Origin of the sequence: Acinetobacter sp. Root1280 (assembly GCF_001425285.1) — a bacterium.
GTDB classification, from domain to species: domain Bacteria; phylum Pseudomonadota; class Gammaproteobacteria; order Pseudomonadales; family Moraxellaceae; genus Acinetobacter; species Acinetobacter guillouiae.
This window is the reverse complement of record NZ_LMED01000023.1, coordinates 315,258-334,819: the sequence shown is the minus strand read 5'-3', so window position 1 is coordinate 334,819 and position 19,562 is coordinate 315,258. Positions and strand designations below refer to the sequence as shown.

The 19,562-nt window shown below is 39.8% G+C and carries 22 protein-coding genes; all 22 read left to right on the top strand.

Going from position 1 to position 19,562, the window contains the following annotated elements:
• Positions 1-255: 255 nt before the first annotated feature.
• The 22 genes from ASC84_RS15545 (at position 256) to ASC84_RS15440 (ending at position 19,450) form a co-directional block, all read left to right on the top strand.
• The gene (locus tag ASC84_RS15545; protein ID WP_056516381.1) at positions 256-852 is read left to right on the top strand and encodes a DUF4189 domain-containing protein; all 597 of its coding nucleotides are present in this window, start codon (positions 256-258) and stop codon (positions 850-852) included.
• Between the two features lie 111 nt (positions 853-963).
• Positions 964-1,416, top strand: coding sequence for a hypothetical protein (locus tag ASC84_RS15540; RefSeq protein WP_227515164.1), 453 nt, complete (start codon positions 964-966; stop codon positions 1,414-1,416).
• A 60-nt stretch (positions 1,417-1,476) separates the two neighbouring features.
• Positions 1,477-2,010 (top strand): hypothetical protein, encoded by a 534-nt coding sequence (locus ASC84_RS15535; protein WP_004722210.1) that lies wholly within the window; start codon positions 1,477-1,479, stop codon positions 2,008-2,010.
• A 688-nt stretch (positions 2,011-2,698) separates the two neighbouring features.
• Positions 2,699-3,322 (top strand): beta-ketoacyl synthase chain length factor, encoded by a 624-nt coding sequence (locus ASC84_RS15530; RefSeq protein ID WP_056516378.1) that lies wholly within the window; start codon positions 2,699-2,701, stop codon positions 3,320-3,322.
• Entirely contained in the window at positions 3,316-4,143 is an 828-nt protein-coding gene (locus ASC84_RS15525) for a 1-acyl-sn-glycerol-3-phosphate acyltransferase (RefSeq protein WP_056516375.1), read from the top strand. Before ASC84_RS15530 ends, ASC84_RS15525 begins: the two co-directional genes overlap by 7 nt.
• Positions 4,127-4,387 (top strand): phosphopantetheine-binding protein, encoded by a 261-nt coding sequence (locus tag ASC84_RS15520; RefSeq protein ID WP_004819853.1) that lies wholly within the window; start codon positions 4,127-4,129, stop codon positions 4,385-4,387. The genes ASC84_RS15525 and ASC84_RS15520 overlap by 17 nt, the downstream gene beginning before the upstream one ends.
• A gap of 9 nt (positions 4,388-4,396) precedes the next feature.
• On the top strand, positions 4,397-4,645 hold the full coding sequence (locus ASC84_RS15515; protein ID WP_004819854.1) for an acyl carrier protein: 249 nt from the start codon (positions 4,397-4,399) through the stop codon (positions 4,643-4,645).
• Complete coding sequence (locus ASC84_RS15510) at positions 4,642-5,193, top strand: septation protein IspZ (RefSeq protein WP_056516372.1); 552 nt, start codon at positions 4,642-4,644, stop codon at positions 5,191-5,193. The genes ASC84_RS15515 and ASC84_RS15510 overlap by 4 nt, the downstream gene beginning before the upstream one ends.
• Positions 5,194-5,204: 11 nt before the next feature.
• Complete coding sequence (locus tag ASC84_RS15505) at positions 5,205-6,893, top strand: AMP-binding protein (protein ID WP_056516370.1); 1,689 nt, start codon at positions 5,205-5,207, stop codon at positions 6,891-6,893.
• Between the two features lie 10 nt (positions 6,894-6,903).
• On the top strand, positions 6,904-7,659 hold the full coding sequence (locus ASC84_RS15500) for a glycosyltransferase family 2 protein (RefSeq protein ID WP_056516366.1): 756 nt from the start codon (positions 6,904-6,906) through the stop codon (positions 7,657-7,659).
• Positions 7,652-8,578, top strand: a complete 927-nt coding sequence (locus tag ASC84_RS15495; RefSeq protein WP_004722197.1) for a hypothetical protein — start codon at positions 7,652-7,654, stop codon at positions 8,576-8,578. Before ASC84_RS15500 ends, ASC84_RS15495 begins: the two co-directional genes overlap by 8 nt.
• Positions 8,579-8,580: 2 nt before the next feature.
• Entirely contained in the window at positions 8,581-10,140 is a 1,560-nt protein-coding gene (gene hutH, locus ASC84_RS15490; RefSeq protein ID WP_056516363.1) for a histidine ammonia-lyase, read from the top strand.
• Positions 10,130-10,549 carry a thioesterase family protein gene (locus ASC84_RS15485; RefSeq protein WP_056516360.1) on the top strand — a complete coding sequence of 140 codons (420 nt, stop codon included), beginning with the start codon at positions 10,130-10,132 and terminating at the stop codon, positions 10,547-10,549. Before hutH ends, ASC84_RS15485 begins: the two co-directional genes overlap by 11 nt.
• 57 nt (positions 10,550-10,606) lie before the next feature.
• A complete protein-coding gene (locus ASC84_RS15480) occupies positions 10,607-11,206 on the top strand; it encodes an outer membrane lipoprotein carrier protein LolA (RefSeq protein ID WP_224965504.1) in 600 nt (199 codons plus the stop codon).
• On the top strand, positions 11,181-13,511 hold the full coding sequence (locus tag ASC84_RS15475) for an MMPL family transporter (RefSeq protein WP_056516353.1): 2,331 nt from the start codon (positions 11,181-11,183) through the stop codon (positions 13,509-13,511). Before ASC84_RS15480 ends, ASC84_RS15475 begins: the two co-directional genes overlap by 26 nt.
• A 9-nt stretch (positions 13,512-13,520) precedes the next feature.
• On the top strand, positions 13,521-14,825 hold the full coding sequence (locus ASC84_RS15470; RefSeq protein ID WP_056516350.1) for an NAD(P)/FAD-dependent oxidoreductase: 1,305 nt from the start codon (positions 13,521-13,523) through the stop codon (positions 14,823-14,825).
• Positions 14,825-15,421, top strand: a complete 597-nt coding sequence (locus ASC84_RS15465) for a DUF3261 domain-containing protein (protein WP_056516348.1) — start codon at positions 14,825-14,827, stop codon at positions 15,419-15,421. The genes ASC84_RS15470 and ASC84_RS15465 overlap by 1 nt, the downstream gene beginning before the upstream one ends.
• A complete protein-coding gene (locus ASC84_RS15460) occupies positions 15,405-16,619 on the top strand; it encodes a beta-ketoacyl-[acyl-carrier-protein] synthase family protein (RefSeq protein WP_056516343.1) in 1,215 nt (404 codons plus the stop codon). Before ASC84_RS15465 ends, ASC84_RS15460 begins: the two co-directional genes overlap by 17 nt.
• Positions 16,616-17,041 (top strand): hypothetical protein, encoded by a 426-nt coding sequence (locus ASC84_RS15455; RefSeq protein ID WP_056516341.1) that lies wholly within the window; start codon positions 16,616-16,618, stop codon positions 17,039-17,041. The genes ASC84_RS15460 and ASC84_RS15455 overlap by 4 nt, the downstream gene beginning before the upstream one ends.
• Positions 17,042-17,054: 13 nt before the next feature.
• A complete protein-coding gene (locus tag ASC84_RS15450; RefSeq protein WP_056516338.1) occupies positions 17,055-17,780 on the top strand; it encodes a 3-ketoacyl-ACP reductase FabG2 in 726 nt (241 codons plus the stop codon).
• A complete protein-coding gene (locus tag ASC84_RS15445; RefSeq protein ID WP_056516335.1) occupies positions 17,780-19,000 on the top strand; it encodes a beta-ketoacyl-ACP synthase in 1,221 nt (406 codons plus the stop codon). Before ASC84_RS15450 ends, ASC84_RS15445 begins: the two co-directional genes overlap by 1 nt.
• Before the next feature lie 15 nt (positions 19,001-19,015).
• Positions 19,016-19,450, top strand: a complete 435-nt coding sequence (locus ASC84_RS15440; protein WP_056516332.1) for an excinuclease — start codon at positions 19,016-19,018, stop codon at positions 19,448-19,450.
• Positions 19,451-19,562: the final 112 nt, after the last annotated feature.

The window sequence follows — 19,562 nt, the reverse complement described above, 5'->3', positions numbered from 1 at the left end:
TTTTGTATTGATTTTTCACATGATTTAATTGTTTGTGTTTAGCTGCTCTGCATTTAATCTTAATGGGAATGCTTAGAGAAAATTTAATGAATAAAAATGACTTGCAGAAAAAAGTTGTAGAAGTTTTAATCTAAGTTTGAACGTTAGATAAAATATTAACATTCCATCAATCAGAAAATTGATCATATATTTTTTGTTATTTTGGATAGTAATCATTCAATTTGTTAATGATTATTGGCCATGAGGGCTTTTATTATGTTTAAAACATTCACGATCACAGAGCAACACTATTTTAAACAATTCATGGGGATTGCAAACACGCTTGTGCTGGCGTTTGTTGTTTTGATGTGGTCAGGCCATGTGGCCGCAGAGGGCAATTGTCCTCCTGGTTATTATCCAATTGGTGGGCAAGGCCTGCAAGGGTGTGCACCGATTCCAAGTGGCGGTAGTAATGGTAGTGGCGGTGGTGGCACATATAAATGGGAACCCTCACTTTGGGAAAAACGTTGGGGCGCGATTGCTGAAGATAAGGCAGCACCTTCTCGACCTACAGGTTATGCCCAAGCGACACGAACCGAACGTGGGGCTAAAAAAGTAGCCTTGGAAAATTGCCAAAAAAAGGGAGGTAAAAATTGTGAAGTCATCTTTACCTATAACAATAAATGTGTTGCCTTGGCTGATCCGACTCAAGGTGGTCAAGAGTCTGTGATTAGAATTGATCGTACGCCCGCAGGCGCCAAAGCATTAGCTGCTTATGAATGTCAAAGTAAAAACAAGCAAGAGTGTAAAGTGGTTTACTCAGCATGTAGTACTTATTACGAGCCGGGCGCCAGTATATTTTATTGGTGGTAATACATAGGGTTCTGCTTTAAGTCACATCTCCTATTGTGATAAACCCGAGATAAGTATTTGAAGTAAAATATATTTAAATAAAAGATCGGATCTTTTTAAAGGATAAAAATGATGAAAGCGGTTAATTTTTTACTGGGCAGTATTTTAGCTTTGCCCTTGTTTGCACATGCAGATGCCTTGAAACTGCAAAAAAGCACACAGGAATTTGATCAATATCGTGGTCAAATTACAGTAAATGGAGAATATTCATATTATTTTGATGATGAAGTGGCAGGTGATGTTATCTGTTTTCATCCCAGTGCGCCTTCAGATCAGTTGATACCGCGTAAGCCGGATGATCGCCGTTCACGCTGGTTTTGTTTCAATGATACTCAACAGGCAGCTCAGGCATTAAAACTCAATAAAAGACCCAAGGAAGGCTATATTGGCTATACGGGACATGCAACTGTAACGGTTGGAGAATATGCGGTTTATAAGGGCGAAAGTGATGGTACTGATCTGGCAAAATTGGTATCAGTTCAAAAAGCCGATACCCCTAAACTGGTTAAAAGCTCAGGTTATTAAAGCGCATTGTTATCGCGATGTTAAATTAAATACATATTTAAAGTTTAAAGGAAATAAATCATGAAAATTGTTAGTTTTTTACTGGCGGGCATGCTGATTACGCCAATTGTTGCACAGGCAAAAACACCACAACAATGGGCTGACTGTGCCGATAAGGTTGGGCGTACTATCGATGTGCAAGAAGTTGGTAATATCGGCTATGAGTCAGAAATCAAAAGCAAGTGCGGTACACGTCCTGTTCCAACAACGGGTATGGCGAAACCAGATGGTAAACACCCACATGACGTTATACAGGCAGCACCTTGGAAAGCTCGTTTTCAGCAATTAGTTGGCAAATCATATGCAAATCTCACTTCAGCTTTAGTGGTATCCAGTGCAATGCAGCGTCAGGGTGATTGGCTGGTAGGCAGTGGTTATGACCCACGTGGGGCGGGTTCGAGTAAGGCTGTCATTGCGATCAATACTAAAACAGGAAAAGTCATGGCGGCTTATTCAGATACTGAAGATGGTGTTAAATTCTTTGGCTTTGATGAAAATACCAAAGGTGTTCCAAGTAAATTTTCACAATGGGTTGCGGAAAGTGCAGCAGGCTGATCTGTTAGATGTATGTTTGGCTGATCATGACGTGTAGCAATCAATCAGCAATGGCAAAGGAATGCCAAGCAATAAAGTTGTTTCATAAGTCCTTTTTAAAACCATGGATCAACATAAAATCCCCCCTCATCCTAGCCTTCTCCCAGAGGGAGAAGGAACTTTCAATACCAATTGATTCACTCCACATGATCATTTTTTGATTTATGAAAGATATCTAATGTTCAGCTTAAAATATTGATTGTGATTTAAAATTAGCAATTACAGGAAAATTACAATCTGGAGTTGTATAAATAGCTGTGTTCAAAGCTTCGGTTTGTTGTAGCAAAGATATGTTGTTTAGAGAGCAATCGACTGTTCAAAATACTGTGTTATTTCGAATTAACATTTTGTATAAAACCCTGAGTATGTCATCAACACAGTCATATAAAAAATAGCATTACTTAGCGATAATTAACAGTAAACAAGCTTTTAAAATAAGTTTTATAAGTATAATACGCCACTTGATGAAATGGGATTGAATAAACTGTTGCAGTAAAAAATAGTGTTGCAAGAGGATCTTTTAATTAAGAAACTAATTATTAGACAAAGTTCAATTGTATTTTTTGTATTTATTGTTATTCAAATGTTATAATTTGTCTAAAGAAGGCTTTTTAAGCCAATTAAATTAGCTGATGTTGATGAATAAAACATGCTTCAATTAAATATTTCTAGGCTCACCTTGAGCGAAGATGGTGATACATTTTTAGCACTTGAAAAAATTCCTGCGATGCAACGTAGACGGTTATCAAGTATTGCTAAAATTGCACTGAATAGTGCAATTCAAAGTTTGCAGGGGATTCAGGTCGACTATATTGTTTGGAGCTCACAATATGGCGATGAAGAAAAAACACTTAAAATTTTACAAGACGTCCTTTCAGACCAGACCCCATCTCCGACACTTTTTTCAACCTCTGTACATAATGCAGTTTCAGGTTTGTATTCTATATTTTGTCAAGATGATACGCTCGCGACCAGTTTGGCTGCGTCATGGTCTGAAGCTTTAGTAGAAGCTTATGCTTATTTAAAAACCCACCACAATGCTAAAAATGCCTTGGTGATTTATTATGATCAAGCATTGCCTGAAATATACGATGAGTATCAGAATTTTAAAGCTTTTTCATTGGCTGGAGTGGTCAGTTTAGAAAATGCCAATTTAAAAATCGATGTAGAAAATCTGCAACCGCAACAAAGCAAATATTTAGAAGCTCAAAATTTTAATGCGTTTTGGCACAATCAAAACCTGATAGAAAAGGGTGCTTGGGTCAAATGCTAAATATCAATAAAGTAAAGAAAAAGTTAAATTACGCTTGGCGTGTTGGCGCTACAGGTTTTAGTTTTGCAAGTTTTGGCTTGGGCGGAATTGTGATTGGTGGTGTGGTTGCACCATTGGTGAAAGTGAGCACATTTGATACAAGAAAAAGACAAGATCGCGCGCAAAAAGCCATTAAATATAGCTTTAAAGGCTTTACTGAAATGATGGTTAAATTGGGCATCATGACCTATGAGGTCGAAGGCTTGGAAAAGCTGGCCCATAGCCGTCAAGAGTTAGTCATTGCAAATCATCCAACCTTGATTGATGTGGTGATTTTGATTGGCTTAATGGAAAAGGCCAACTGTATTGTAAAAAAAGCACTTTGGCGCAATCCATTTACATTGGGGCCAGTACGTAGTGCAGGTTATATTTTAAATGAGGGATCTGAGCAATTTATTTTGGACTGCGTTAAAAAACTCCAAGAAAAAGATGCAGCCTCATTATTGATATTTCCAGAAGGGACACGAACAGAAAAAGGTGCATCACTGAATGAGTTCCAACGCGGTGCATCAAATATTGCGATTCGAGCGAATGTTCCAATTCGTCCGATTTTGATAGAATGCACGCCCTCGACACTGACCAAAAATGAAAAGTGGTATCACATTCCAAATGAACCATTTCACATTCAGATTACAGTGTTAGATGCGGTACATGTACACGATATATTGGATGATGCTGCTGTTAACTCAAAACAGGTGAAACAGCTCAATCATTTTTTGCACAACTTATTTAATCAAGCGTTAATTAAACAAGAGTTATCTACAAATGAGCAATCTTGCTGATGAGTTAAAAGAAATGATCATTGATGTGCTGGCATTGGAAGATATTTCAATTGAAGATATTGATACCAATGCACCACTCTTTGGTGATGGATTAGGGCTGGATTCTATTGATGCCCTAGAATTAGGTTTAGCTTTGAAAAAACGCTATAACATTCATTTAAATGCTGAATCACAGGAAACCAAGCAACATTTCGCCTCTGTGCAAAGTTTAGTGGACTTGGTTGAAGCGCAACGCGCTGCTTAAGAGGTCGTTATGTTATCTGAAGAAATCGTCTTAACAAATCTACGTGAGTGGATGGAAGAACTATTTGAAATTGAACCTGCTGATATTCAGCTTGAGTCAAACCTGTATTCTGATCTAGATGTTGATAGCATCGACGCTATTGATTTAGTTGTTAAAATTAAAGAATTAACCGGTAAGCAAGTTAAACCTGAAGATTTTAAAAATGTCAGAACAGTGCAAGATGTTGTGGTTGTGATTCAAAATATGTCTGCAGAATGAATCATTTGATCCGCAGTGGAGTCACCGTCTTATTTCTACTTTACCCATTTATCGTGGGCTACAGCCTAGCGCATGGTCATTTTATTTGGGTGAGTGCTTTGTTGGTTCTGCTCGGTGGATCACGCTTATTTTTTAAAAAAAGCGATCTTATGTGGCCATTGACTTGGTTTGCCATTATTTGTGGTGGGCTGAGTTTGATTTTAAAAGATCATGCTTGGTTAAAGCTGTATCCAGTATTGATGAGTGTGGGCGCGTTGATAATTTTTGCGACCACCTTAATCAAACCACCCTCAATGATTGAGCGTTTTGCACGTTTGGTTGAACCTGATTTGCCCGAGTCTGGGGTGATCTGGACCAAAAAAGTTACGATTGTTTGGTGTGGCTTTTTTATTTTAAATGCCTGTATTGCGCTTTATACAGTGTTATTTAGCAGTACCCAAATGTGGGTACTTTATAATGGTTTTATTTCTTATCTTTTGATGGGTTTGTTATTTGCAGGTGAATTTGTACTGCGAAAAATTCATCAAGCTAAAAATCATACGAGTTAAAATAAACGCTTATGTTGTGTCATTTTCAAAGCCACATTCATGCTGAAAAATGTCTGTGTATCACCTCTGATTTTAGTGTCAAAACATTTTCCCAATTTTGGCAGGAAGTGTTGAGTGAAAAAACACACATTGAACAATCCACTGAAAGTGCATGGGCCTTGTGGCAAAATGACAGTTATGATTTTTTAGTGTTATTTTTTGCAGTTTTGCTGGCGGATAAACAGGTGATTCTCCCGCCAAATCGTGTGCGTGATTTGGAAAAAAGCTTAGCAGCTCAGAATATTTATTTTATTGAACGACAATATAAACAGATTAATCCTGTGGTTGAAGATACTCAACACATTGATCTAAATGATGCATTTTTAAATCGTGCAGCAGTGTTTTTTTATACTTCGGGTTCTACAGGGCAACCTAAAAAGATTCCGCGCACCCTAAAACAGCTGCTTAATGAAGTACAAGGTTTAGATCAAAGTTTTGATCTAGCAGAAAATGCACTGGCGCTTGCTACAGTCAGTCATCAACATATTTATGGTCTATTGTTTAAATTACTTTGGCCACTTGCCAGTGGCAGAGCTTTTTATAATCCGCAATTGGCATTTCCTGAAGATGTGGTTGAAGCACAAAAAAAGTTACAGCATTTAAGTCACGATCATTTTGGTTCAAATCATTATGTGGTTTCCAGCCCAGCACTTTTAAAACGTTGGACCTCTGATGTATTACTTGAACAGCATTCAGTGGTTTATTCTTCAGGTGGTAAATTAGATGCTGGAGTGCGTCCACTGCTCAATGCCAGTATCACCGAAATTTTTGGTAGTTCCGAAACGGGTGGCATTGCTTATCGCACACAAGATGAGGCGCTTTGGACGCCGTTTGCAGATGTCGAAATTAGCGTTACAGATGCAGGTGAACTGGGTGTCTTGACTCAACATGCGTATATCAATGATTGGATCTATACCGCAGATAAAGTCGAAGTGTCTGTGCCTGATGATCGAAAAAGTCAGTTTCAGCTTCAAGGTCGCTTAGACCGTATTGTTAAGCTTGAAGAAAAGCGTTTAAGTCTTGATTCTATTGAAAGTGGTATTGTTGAATTGCCAGAAGTCAGTGAATGTCATACATTGATCTTTGAAAAGGATCATCGACAAATTTTGGCATGTGTGGCGGTATTGTCTGAACAAGCTCAATTAGAACTTAGACACAGTCATAAGCGTGCATTTGTCGCAAAAATAAAACAACAACTTGCAGATAAATTGGAATATATTGCGATACCGAGGCAGTGGCGTTTTTTAAGCCAATTACCGAAAAACTCCCAATCAAAGCTCAATAAAAATTATATGAAATCATTATTTGAAAACTTAAATTTACCCGTGGTTTTAGCATCGCATATTGATGCCAATAGCGCAGAATTTAAATTAGAGTTTATTCCTGAACTGGCTGCTTTTAATGGGCATTTTCCTGGTCAACCGATTTATCCTGGTGTTGGGCAAATTGCTTTTATTCAAAAGCTCGCTAAAGAGATCTGGGCTGATCTAGATTGGTGTACAGCATTGGAACAAATTAAGTTTCAGGAATTGATCCAACCGCATGCCGTGGTTTTGCTTAAACTTGAGCGTAAAGCAGATAAAATCAGTTTTCAATTGCAGCAGGCTGAACAGTCTTTAGCATCAGGACGTTTGGTTTTTGCTACTACGGTTAACGCTTAGGAGACAGATGATGCAGCAATATCGATTGGGTTTTGTGATTCCTGTGTATAACCATCCGCATTATATCAAAGCATTACTGGACTATATTCACCCTTATGGTTTGCCAGTGGTTTTGGTCAATGATGGTAGTGATATTGAATGTTCGACCTTGTTGCAAGAATTGGCGCAGCAGCATAAAAATGTATATCTGGTTGAGCATGCGACCAATCAGGGCAAAGGTCAGGCCGTGATGACAGGTTTATATCAAGCACAAGATCTCGGCTGGACACATGTTTTACAAATTGATGCAGATGGGCAGCACGATTGGCAGGATATTGAAAAATTTATCACCATCTCAGCACAACATCCTCAAGCAATGATTTTGGGACAGCCGATCTTTGATGAAACGGTGCCGAAAAAGCGTTTGTATGGTCGTTATGTCACCCATGTCTGGGTTTGGATTAATAGCTTGTCACTTGAAATCAAAGACAGTATGTGCGGTTTTCGTATTTATCCACTTGATCAAACCATTCAAATCCTCAATCGAGCAAAATTTCAACCACGCATGGGTTTTGACAGTGAAATTTTAGTGCGTCTAAAGTGGGAACAAGTTCAGTTTATCAACGTACCTACTGCTGTGATTTATCCAGAACAAGGTATTTCACATTTTAATTTGTGGAAAGATAATTTAGGACTCAGTAAAGCACATGCGCGACTTTTTGCAGGCATGTTGATTCGCTTACCTAAACTGTTGGCACAAAAAACCAAAGGTTCAGCACATGACTGAATCACATACAAAACGATGGAGTGAGCTTAAAGAAAAGGGTGGAATGTTACCTTTGATGTTAATGCTTTGCTTTTATCGTTTTGGTGGGCGTTTTTTGTGTAAGCTGGTGCTGTATTTCATCATCATGTGGTACTGGATCTTTTCTCGTACAGCGCGTCAGGCTTCATTACTTTATTTACAAAAGTTGCATCATTTTGCTCAAGAAAAGTCACCATTTTCACATCAGCCGAATATGAGTCATTCGTATATTCATTTGATGACATTTGGTGAGTGCATTTTGGATAAAATTGAAGGCTGGCTGGGAAAAGTCGCAGAAGAAAAGCTGATCTTGCATGGGCATGCGCATTTTCGAGAAAATTATAAAAAAGGTGCGATCATTGTGGTATCGCATTTTGGCAATATCGAACTGCTACGTGCGATCAAATCTGATCATCAGCAAAAAATCAATGTATTGGTTTATCAAAAACATGCCAGTAAATTTAATGAATTTCTTAAAAAGCTCAATCAAAAAGCCGATGTGCATCTGATTTCGGTTGATGAACTTGGCGTTGATACTGCGATTCTTTTGCAGGAGAAACTGGATCAGGGTGAGTGGATCATCGTGGCAGCAGATCGCGTTCCAGTTCAATCGCAACGTGTCGAAAATCTTAAATTTTTAGCTGATGAGTCCGCTTGGCCGCAAGGACCTTGGATTTTAGCGAGTTTACTGAAAGTTCCGATATTGGCGGTTTTCTGTTATCGCAAGCAAGACAACTTTCATGTGCATATCCATTCAATCGCTCAAAAACTTAATTTTCCGCGGCAAACCCGCAACCAAGCCATAGCTGAAGTCATACAACGCTATGTTCAACTGGTCGAACAGCATTGCGTAGATGCACCTTATCAATGGTTTAATTTTTATAATTTTTGGAACAAATAAAAATGCAGACACTTGTCATCGGAGAAAAACCACTTTCAATTGAAGAGGTTGTTGCTGTCGCAAATCAACAGCTCAAAGTGGCGCTGCCTAAGTCTGAAAGTTGGCAGGCATTGATTCAACGAGGTGCTGATTTTCTCGATCAATTATTGCAAGAAGAAGGCGTCATCTATGGTGTAACCACAGGTTATGGTGATTCTTGTTTGGTTGAAGTGCCTGCACATCAGGTCAATGAATTGCCTTTGCATTTATCTCGTTTTCACGGTTGTGGTTTGGGGCAAAATCTGGACTTGATCACTGCACGTGCTGTGATGGTGACTCGATTATGTTCTTTGGCGCGTGGCTATTCAGGGGTATCACATGCTTTACTTGAGCGTTTGGTTTGGATGCTCAATGAAAATATTATTCCAGTGATTCCTTCAGAAGGTTCAGTCGGCGCCAGTGGTGATTTAACCCCATTGTCCTATATTGCAGGGGCATTGGTCGGTGAACGGGATGTTTACTATCAAGGCAATATCGTGGCAGTCGCGGATGTTTATGCTGAATATGCGATACAGCCTTTGGCACTCAGACCCAAAGAGGGACTTGCCATTATGAATGGTACTGCGGTAATGACCGCAATGGCCTGTTTAAATTATAAAAAAGCTGAGCAGATTAGTTTGGCAAGTACTTTAATCACAGCATTAAATGTGTTGGCATTAGAGGGCAATCCAAGCCATTTTGATGAAGTGTTATTTGCCCAGAAACCACATGCCGGTCAGCAAGAGATTGCCAAGCAACTGCGTGAATGGTTAAACGATAAAGTACAAACAGAGCATCAAAGTCCACGTTTGCAAGATCGTTATTCGCTACGTTGTGCACCACATATTATTGGAATCTTTGAAGATTCTAAAACTTGGCTTAGACAATTTATTGAAAATGAATTGAACTCAAGTAATGATAATCCCTTAATTGATCCGATCAATTTACGCGTGTTACATGGTGGGCATTTCTATGGTGGACATATCGCACAGGCTATGGATAGCTTAAAAATTATGATTGCCAATATTGCTGATTTGATGGATCGTCAGCTTGCACAATTGGTCGATCATAAAATGAATCATGGTTTACCGCGTAATTTGACTGGTGCTAAAACCGATCGCTTACCGCTCAATCATGGTTTTAAAGCCGTACAGATTGGGGTGTCAGCTTGGACTGCTGAAGCGCTTAAACAGACGCTTGCAGCTTCAATTTTTTCACGTTCAACCGAATGCCATAATCAAGATAAAGTCAGTATGGGCACGATTGCCGCACGTGATGCCAGTCGGGTGATTTTATTGACTGAACAAGTGATTGCTGCATTGAGCTGTGCTGCGGTTCAAGCAATTGAACTGAGAGGTTTGGCACAGCAATTAAGCCCAGTGTTGGGTCTATTTAGACAATGGGTACTGAAAGAATTTCATTTTGTTGAAGAAGATCGTCCATTGCAAAAAGAACTGCAAGCGATTGTCGATCATCTTGAAAATCTCAGTCTGTTAAACTGCAATCTGTTGCAGCACAAGCAGGAGAACGTTGATGTATGCTGATGTCATTATTGATGTTCCATTTCATGATGTCGATACCATGAATGTGGTTTGGCATGGGCATTATCTCAAATATTTTGAAATTGCACGTTGTAAATTGCTGGATCAATTTGACTATAACTATAATCAAATGAAAGATTCTGGTTATGCATGGCCAGTGATTGAAAGTTATGTCCGTTATGCGCAAGGTATTATTTTTGGGCAGCATATCCGAGTACGTGCGACTTTAAAAGAATGGGAAAACCGTTTGAAAATCGAGTACCAGATTTTTGATGCAGAATCAGGTAAACGCCTCACCAAAGGTTTTACCAGTCAGGTGGCAGTTGAGATAGAAACTCGAGAAATGTGCTTTCAGTCACCACAAATATTTTTAGACCGCCTGTATGCATGGTCTGAATTTAAGACCCAATAGGGGGCATGAAAAATGTTGAATTTTAAAAATAAAATCAAACTGATCATCACCAGTATGATGTTTATGGTTGTGACGGCACTTCCATTGGCAAGTTATGCGGAAAGTTCTAAAGTTGGGCAAATTTTTCAACAGCTTTCCCAAACACCTGTAGTTCGCGCCCATTTTGAGCAGCAAAAAAAGCTCACCTCGTTAAATAAAACTTTTAGCTCAAATGGGCAGGTTTTATTTTCCAAAAGCCAAGGGGTGATTTGGCAGATTCAAAAGCCTGTTCAAGCAGATTTGATTGTTACCCCAAAGAAGTTGCTACAAAAAACCCAGCGAACCATGAGTCAACTTGAGATTGATAACAGTCAATATGGTTCAGTGGCGACCATGTTTTTACAGTTAATGGCAGGCGATGAAACAGCCTTAGCCAAAAATTTTAATGTGGTTGCAGCCAATTACACAACATCAGCTTGGGATGTCACATTGACCCCGAAAAGTGCGTTGTTTAAAAAATTGTTTGTCAAAGTGAATGCGCAAGGTGGACGTTATGTCAATCGTATTGTGATTACTGAACAAGCCAATAATATGACGATTATTAATTTTAGTCAGCAGACGGCTCAACCTCAAACTTTATCGGCGTCTGAGAATGCACTTTTCCAATTGGCAAAATAAACTCACTGCAATTTGGTTGATATTTTTAGTCATCATTGCGATCGGGCTGGGATTTACATGGATGCAAAAAGGCATTCACATCCAGACCAATATTTTTGCTTTACTGCCAAAAGTAAAGCAGGATAAACAGCTTGAGCAAACCGAACACTATGTCAGTGAGCAATTGAACAATAAAGTGTTCTTGGTGATTGATGCAAAATCATCTGAACAAATTGAGCAAGCAACACAGATATTAAGGGCTGGTGTCCAACAGTCGAATTTGTTTAAGCCATTAAAAGCGCAAGTTGATACTGAAGATTTTGCCAAGACTTTATATGCACATCATGCAGGCTTAATTAGTTCGCAAGATCAAGCAATCTTAAAACAACAGGATTATGCGGCACTGACTGAACAAAGTTTGATGCAAATCATGAGTCCGGGCATGCCAATCACTGAAAGCTTGCTTCAACAAGATCCATTGTTATTATTTCCACGTTATGCCATGGGGCTTGCAAGCCTGCAACAGCATTCAAATATCGAAATACAAGATGGTTTTGCCACAATTTCTGATGAGCAAGGCTATTCTCGACTATTTAATTTAGAACTTTTAAAAAGTCCTTATGATATTGAGTATCAAGAACAAACTGCCCAATGGATGACTAATGTTAATCAGCAATTGAGCAAGATCGGGGTGAAACCGCACTGGACTGGAACAATTGTTTTTTCGCATTTTGGTACCCAATCTGCAAAGAATGAAATTTCTACAATCGGCGTGGGTTCGAGTATCGGTGTCTTGCTTTTGGTCTGGTTTGGTTTCCGCTCTATTCGCCCGATGTTGACCGAGTTTATTGCAGTTGCCACAGGGTCAATGGTGGCTTTTGCGGTAACCCACTGGATATTTTCCGAAATACATCTGATGACTTTGGTTTTTGGTGCAAGTCTGATTGGGGTATGTGTCGATTTTTCCTTTTACTTTATGGCGATGCAATCACAGCAACGACATCTCAATGGATTTGCCGTATTAAAGCCGATTTTACCCAGTTTGTTGATCGGGCTTTCAACCACATTGCTGGCTTATTTATTTTTAAGTTTTACCCCTTTTCCGGGCTTTAAGCAGATTGCCGTATTTTCAATGGTGGGCTTAACTGCTGCAGGGATCACCAGTCTATTATTGCTACCGCGTTTACCTGCCTTAAATGCTGAACCCGCAATACGCAGATTAAGCTTTATTGGCACATGGCGTAATTATTTTTTAGCGCACGCAACAAAGCGTTATCTGTTGATTTTTGTGATCTTTGTGGTTTCAGGATCAAGTTTGTTGCTGATCAAAAGTAATGATGATGTGCGTAATTTGCAAAGCATGGATCAACATTTAAAGCAGGAAGATCAATATATCCGTTCTCGTTTTGGGCAAGCGCAGGGCAGTGATTATTTTGCAATTTATGCAAATTCAGCAAAGAACCTTGCAAGGCAAGAACAACACTTAATCCTTGCGCTTTCTCAGTTAAAACAACAGGGCAAAATTGAAGGATTTCAAGCAATAGGGCAAACGATTCCTTCGCTCGAACAGCAACAGCAGAACGTTGAGGCGCTACAGAAAATTCCAAAATCAGTACTGGTGGAATATGCAGGCGCGATGCAACTTGATCCGAAAGATGTCCTGAGTTGGCAAGCAAGGTTGTCTCAACAAACCTTGTTAAATTTAGATAAGTTTGCTGTCCATCCTTTGGCATTTTTACAGGTTAATCCGCAGCAAAGATTGATTTTGATTCAAGGCATAAAAGATGTAACAGCTGTAGAGGCTTTGCAAGATCAGCAGAATAAGCTGGTTCGTCCTGTCCATAATTTATCGAGCTTATTTCAAGACCATCGTATCCAAGCTGAATATCTTTTTGTCTATGCATTAATTGCCTTAGCGATCGGTTTAATGCTGATCTATGGGATTAAATCGGTGTTCGCTTTGATGGTGCCTGTGACTTTGGCGTTGATGAGCACTTTTGCATTACAGGCATGGATGGGCGTTGAGATTAATCTATTTAGTGTAATGGGGGTTTTTCTCATCTTAGGGATTGGTGTGGATTACGCCATTTTCTACCGTCAAGGGCACGATCATCCGCATGTGGTCGGGATGGCATTATTTCTCTGTATGATGTCGACGTTGTTGGGATTCGGTTTATTGGCGTTAAGCCATACCTATGCAATACATTGTTTTGGGTTAACGGTCCTTTTTGGGGTAATTTTTTCGTTTATCTATGCCACGCTGTTTACGCCGGCAGATTCAAAATTAAATCAAAATCAATTAATCAGTCAAAGAACTGAACATTAAGGTGAATACATGAAGGGTTTAGATTTACAACAAACAGATGTGGTGATCATCGGGGCAGGACCATCGGGAAGTTCCGCAGCAGCACTGCTTCGACACAAAGGTTATCAAGTGGTGATCATTGAAAAGCAGCATTTTCCTCGCTTTTCGATCGGTGAATCACTTTTGCCACAATGTATGGTGTTTTTAGAAGAGGCCGGTTTATTAGAAACAGTACGTGAACATGTTGAAGAATATGCATTTCAATTTAAAAATGGGGCAGCATTTTTACGTGGTCATCAACGCAGCTACTACGATTTTACTCAAAAATTTAGTGAAGGTCCTGGAACGACATGGCAGATTAGACGTGCCAATTTCGACCATCTTTTAGCACAGCAAGCTGAACAATATGGGGCTGAAATTCGTTTTGGACATGAGGTTGTTGCAGTTGATGTAGAGCTTGATCATCCTGTATTAACCGTTAAAGATGAGCAGGAAAATATCTATCAAATTCAGGCTAAATTTTTACTGGATGCCAGTGGCTTTGGTCGTATTTTACCGAAACTTCTAGATCTGGAAAGCCCTTCAAATTTCCCAGTACGCCGTGCGGTGTTTAGTCATATTGAAGATGGGATCTTGGATGATCCTGAATTCGACCGAAATAAAATCCTGATTACGGTACATGAAAAAGATCATCGTGGATGGTATTGGTTAATTCCGTTTGCGGATGGTCGCTGTTCATTTGGGATTGTTGCTGAACAGGATTTCTTTGATCATTATGGTTATATCTCTGATGAGCCTGAAGCCTTATTGGCTTTATTTAAAGATATTCTTGCAGATGAACCGAGTTTGTCGCATGTTCTGCGTAATATGAAGTTTGATACGCCAATCCGTACTTTGGTGGGCTATTCAGCAAATGTTAAAACCTTAGCACAGCGCAATTTTGCTTTGCTGGGCAATGCGGGTGAATTTTTAGATCCTGTATTTTCATCTGGGGTGACCATTGCACTCAAGTCTTCAAGTTTGGCGGTACCTTTAGTCGATCAAGTCTTACAAGGTGGGCAAGTAGACTGGATGCAAGAATATGAAAAACCTTTGCGTAAAGGAATCAAAGTATTTCGCGCTTATGTAGAAGCATGGTACGACGGTGAGTTTCAAGATGTGGTATTTTCAAAAAATCAAAATGAAAAAATCCGTCGTATGATTGCATCATTATTGGCGGGTTATGCTTGGGATGAAACTAATCCAATCTATCGCAATGCACGACAACGCTTAAATACCTTGGCTGAGTATTGTCGTCAGGATCTGGAACAGAGCAAAATACTTGAGAGCGAATAATGCAAATTTGGTTAAAAGCAATGAGCATCAGTCTGTTGTTAGCGCTGGGTGCCTGTCAAAATATGTATCCACAGCCACAAGGTCTGGTTCCTGTGGTTTGGTCTGCTGATCCAGCCTTGGCGCATTATCAGCGTCAAGATCAAGTTGAAGTCGTCTGGAAAAATCAAAGTTTTAGCTTTTTACTCTACCAAGAACAACAGGCAAAAAACTTGCAAATGTTTGCATTAAGCTTAACTGGACAGCAATTGTTTAGACTGGATTTCGATGGTCAAAAAGTGCAGGTGCATGAAAGGATAAAACCGATGCGTTTGTTACCCTTTGATTTTGTGGTTCGAGATATTCTGTTTGCAACTTATCCTGATTTTGCAAAAAATCATTTAGAAAATGTTAAAGTGAAACAGGACGTTGATCAGACTGAAATTGAGATCGATCAAAAAAATGTTTTAACGGTAAAAACGCGTGCTGATCATATTGAGCTGGATAATCTGCAAGTTCCTTATCAAATGATCTTTAGCCCTGTGGAAAATACTTTGAAAGACAATTCATTAGAGCAAAATGAAGTGGAAGATCAGCAAAAAAATGACAAAAAAGATTGATTTAAACCATCCCGCTGTAGGCATTCATTGTTCAGCCAGTTTATCTGCTTTAGGTGATCATCCTGAACAGGTCAAGGCACAATTGACCTCATTGGAAAACAGTTTAACCCTGAATAAATCTTTGATTTTTGATCAGCCTGTATGGGTGGGTGTTTATGCACATCCGTTATGTAGCGATATTCCAGTTGCGCTGCAAAACTATGACTCGCGTAACTTACGTTTTGCTTTAACTGCGCTTGCACAATGTGAATCTCAGTTACGTGACTATGTAGCTAAGTTTGATAAAAAGCGCCTTGCAATCATTGTTGGGACCTCAACGTCAGGTATTTCGGACAATGAACCCTTATTAAAAGCCTACTTTCAAGGCCAAACTGAGACCGTGATTCAACAGCAAAAACAGGAAATGGGTAATCTCGCCAAAGCTTTGCAAATCTATTTGGGCTGGGATGGTCTTGCGTATACGATTTCTACGGCCTGTTCTTCAAGTGCCAAAGCTTTTGCCAGTGGGCAACGGTTGCTTAATGCAGGGCTTGCCGATGCTGTATTGGTGGGTGGCGTAGATACCCTCGCTAAACTGACCTTAAATGGTTTTAATAGCTTGGAAAATTTGAGTGCAGGTATCTGTAGCCCATGTGGATATCAGCGTGATGGGATCAATATTGGTGAGGCCGCAAGCTTGTTTTTACTCAGTAAAGAACGAGCACCGGTCATGTTGATTTCTGCGGGGGAATCTATGGACGCATGGCATATTTCTGCACCGCATCCAGAAGGCAAAGGTGCTGCAACTGCAATGCAAAAAGCACTGGATCAGGCACAGTTAAAAGCTTCAGATATTCAATACCTTAATTTGCATGGCACTGCAACCACGCACAATGATGATATGGAAATTAAAGCAGTCCGACAGGTCTTTCAGGACTATGCTGTTCCATTAAGTAGCACTAAGCATAAAACCGGACATTGCTTGGGTGCTGCGGGTGCATTGGAAGCCTATATTTGTACGCAAGTGCTTAAAGATCAAAACTGGTTACCCCTTCATCAAAATGGCATGATTGACCCTGAATTGGATGATCAGCATTACGTTGAACAGAATGATTTAACTCAAACTGCTCAATCTGATCCTGTGCGTTTTGTGATGAGTAATTCATTTGCCTTTGGCGGTAGTAATGTCAGCCTTATTTTTGGAACTGAAATCAGATGAGTTTAGATGCTATTCAATTTATTCCGCATGAAAAACCGATGGTTTTTGTTGATCAACTGCTTGAGTTAGGTGAGAATTTTGCACTTGCCAACCTAACCATTACACCTGAATTGATGTTTAGTGATGAACATGGTTTGCCGACTTGGAGTACTATTGAACTCATGGCACAAACGATTAGTGCCTTTGCTGGAGCAAAAGGACAAAAAATGGGGCAAACGCCACAAATTGGTTATTTGCTCGGAACACGCAAATTAAATTTACCTTTGGCTTATTTTGAATTTGGTAAAACATTGACCATTCGAGCTGAACAACAATATTTACATGAAGGCTTGGCACAATTCTCTTGTGAAATAAGCTATGAAGAACATAAAATTAGCGCAGTTTTAAGTGTTTATGAACCACCTGTGAAAGCTAAGCAATAAGTAGGAATTAAGTGTGTCGAGAAGAATATTAGTGACGGGATCTAGTCGAGGGATTGGCAAAGCAATTGCTTTAGCTTTAGCAAAATCTGGTTTTGATGTGGTTGTGCATGCACGTTCTAGACGTGCTGATGCTGAGCAAGTGGTCGCTGAAATCCAAGCTTTGGGGCAAAACAGTTATGTGCTACTTTTTGATGTCACACAACGTGAAAACACCCGACAGATACTGGAACAAGATATCGAGCTTTATGGTGCATTTTATGGTGTGGTGCTAAATGCTGGTTTAACTCATGATGGCGCATTTCCAGCTTTAACCGACAATGACTGGGATGAAGTAATTTCGACCTCATTGGATGGTTTTTATAATGTATTAAAACCTTTAGTGATGCCGATGATTCGCCTAAAACAAGGCGGGCGTATTGTCACGCTTTCTTCTGTTTCTGGTATTATGGGGAATCGTGGTCAAGTCAATTATAGTGCGGCAAAAGCGGGATTGATTGGTGCGACCAAAGCTTTGGCTTTAGAATTGGCAAAAAGAAAAATAACCGTGAATTGCGTTGCTCCGGGGTTAATTGAAACGGAAATGGTCACAGAAGAAGTAAAAGAACATGCTTTAAAAATGATTCCATTACAACGTATGGGACAGGTCGATGAAGTGGCGCATACGGTGAACTTTCTCTGTTCTGATCACGCAAGCTATATTACTCGGCAAGTGATTTCGGTGAATGGGGGACTGATTTAATGAAACGTGTTGTTGTGACGGGAATGTCGGGAATCACCTCACTGGGTGAAACGGCAGATGAAATTTTTGCCCAATTCCAAGCGTCAAAAAATGGCATTCGTGTGATGCCTGATTGGGATATTTATACCGATCTGCGTTGCAAAATTGCAGGCCCAGTAGCGCATTTTGAGGTTCCTAAACATTTTAATCGTAAAGTGACGCGAGGGATGGGACGAGTTGCATTGATGTCGGTGATTTGTGCTGAAAAAGCATTAGCAGATGCAGGCTTGATCGATCATCCTATTTTGAAAAGTGGTGATGCTGGGGTTGCTTTTGGCTCCTCTGCGGGGAGTGTCGATGCAGTCAAAGAGTTTGGGAAAATGCTCATAGACAACGACATGAGTCAGTTAAATGCGACCACGTATATCCGAATGATGTCACATACCAGCGCTGTGAATATGACGGTTTATTTTGGTTTAAAAGGTTTAACCTTACCCACATCAAGTGCCTGTACTTCAGGTTCAATGGCCATCGGACAGGCATTTGAAGCGATTAAATTAGGTAAACAAACGCTGATGCTTGCGGGTGGTGCTGAGGAACTCAGCGCGACAGGTTCAGCAGTATTTGATGTGTTGTTAGCCACCAGTGGGATGAACGATACACCTGAAAAAACACCACGTCCATTTGATAAAAATCGTGATGGTTTGGTGATTGGTGAAGGTGCTGGCTGTTTAGTGCTAGAAGAATATGAACATGCACTGGCACGTGGTGCAACGATCTATGCAGAAGTCATCGGTTATGCCAGCAATACTGATGGGGAGCATGTCACTCGTCCAAATTCAGAAATGATGGAAAGATGTATGCACATGGCACTTAAAGATGCCGCAATTTCTGCGCAAGAGATTGATTATATCAACGCACATGGGACTTCGACAGATCAAGGCGATGTTGCAGAAACTCAAGCCACTGCGCGTATATTTGGTAAAAAACCGATCAGCTCATTAAAAAGTTATTTTGGACATACTCTTGGTGCATGTGGTGCAATCGAAGCTTGGCTGAGTATAGAAATGCTGCAACGCCAACAGTTTATCCATACTTTAAATTTGGATGAAATTGACCCATTATGTGGTGATTTGGATTATATCGTGCGAGAGCCACGAGAGATGAATGCAAAAACCATCATGACTAATAATTTTGCATTCGGAGGGATCAACACCTCCATTATTTTAAAACATACTTAAAAGAGGAAAAAAACGATGTCATTTAAACACTTGGTTGTTGTTTCAACTTTATGCTTTGCTGGAATCGTCTCTGCACAAGCTGCGGACACTGTTCATAATCTCAATTTTAAAGAAGCTGTAGATCGAGCTGTGGCTGATGGATTTTTAGATGGATCCGTAAAATTTTATCTTGCTGGGACTAAATCTGGCGGTCAAGTTTTAGAAAAAGCGGTTGTCAGCAATAAAAAAACCAATGGTTTTGGAAAGTCTGCGGAAAAGGCTTGTGATCATGTATTACGTTCAGCATTAATCCAGTTGCAAAGCGCAGCAAAAGACAAAGGTGCTAACGCAGTGACCAATATTGTGAGCTATTTCAAAGCAAATGAATCAAAAAACACTACCACATATCAGTGTTATAAAGGTACAGCACTTGCGAGTGTGGCTTTAAAAGGCGATATCGTTAAATTCTAAGCTGTAAACATGTGCCAATGTCTAGTAATCTTTTAGAATAAGATATGGATATTGGCTCATACTTTTGAATCTATTAAAAAAAATAATATTTAACGATTAAAAATTTCATTAG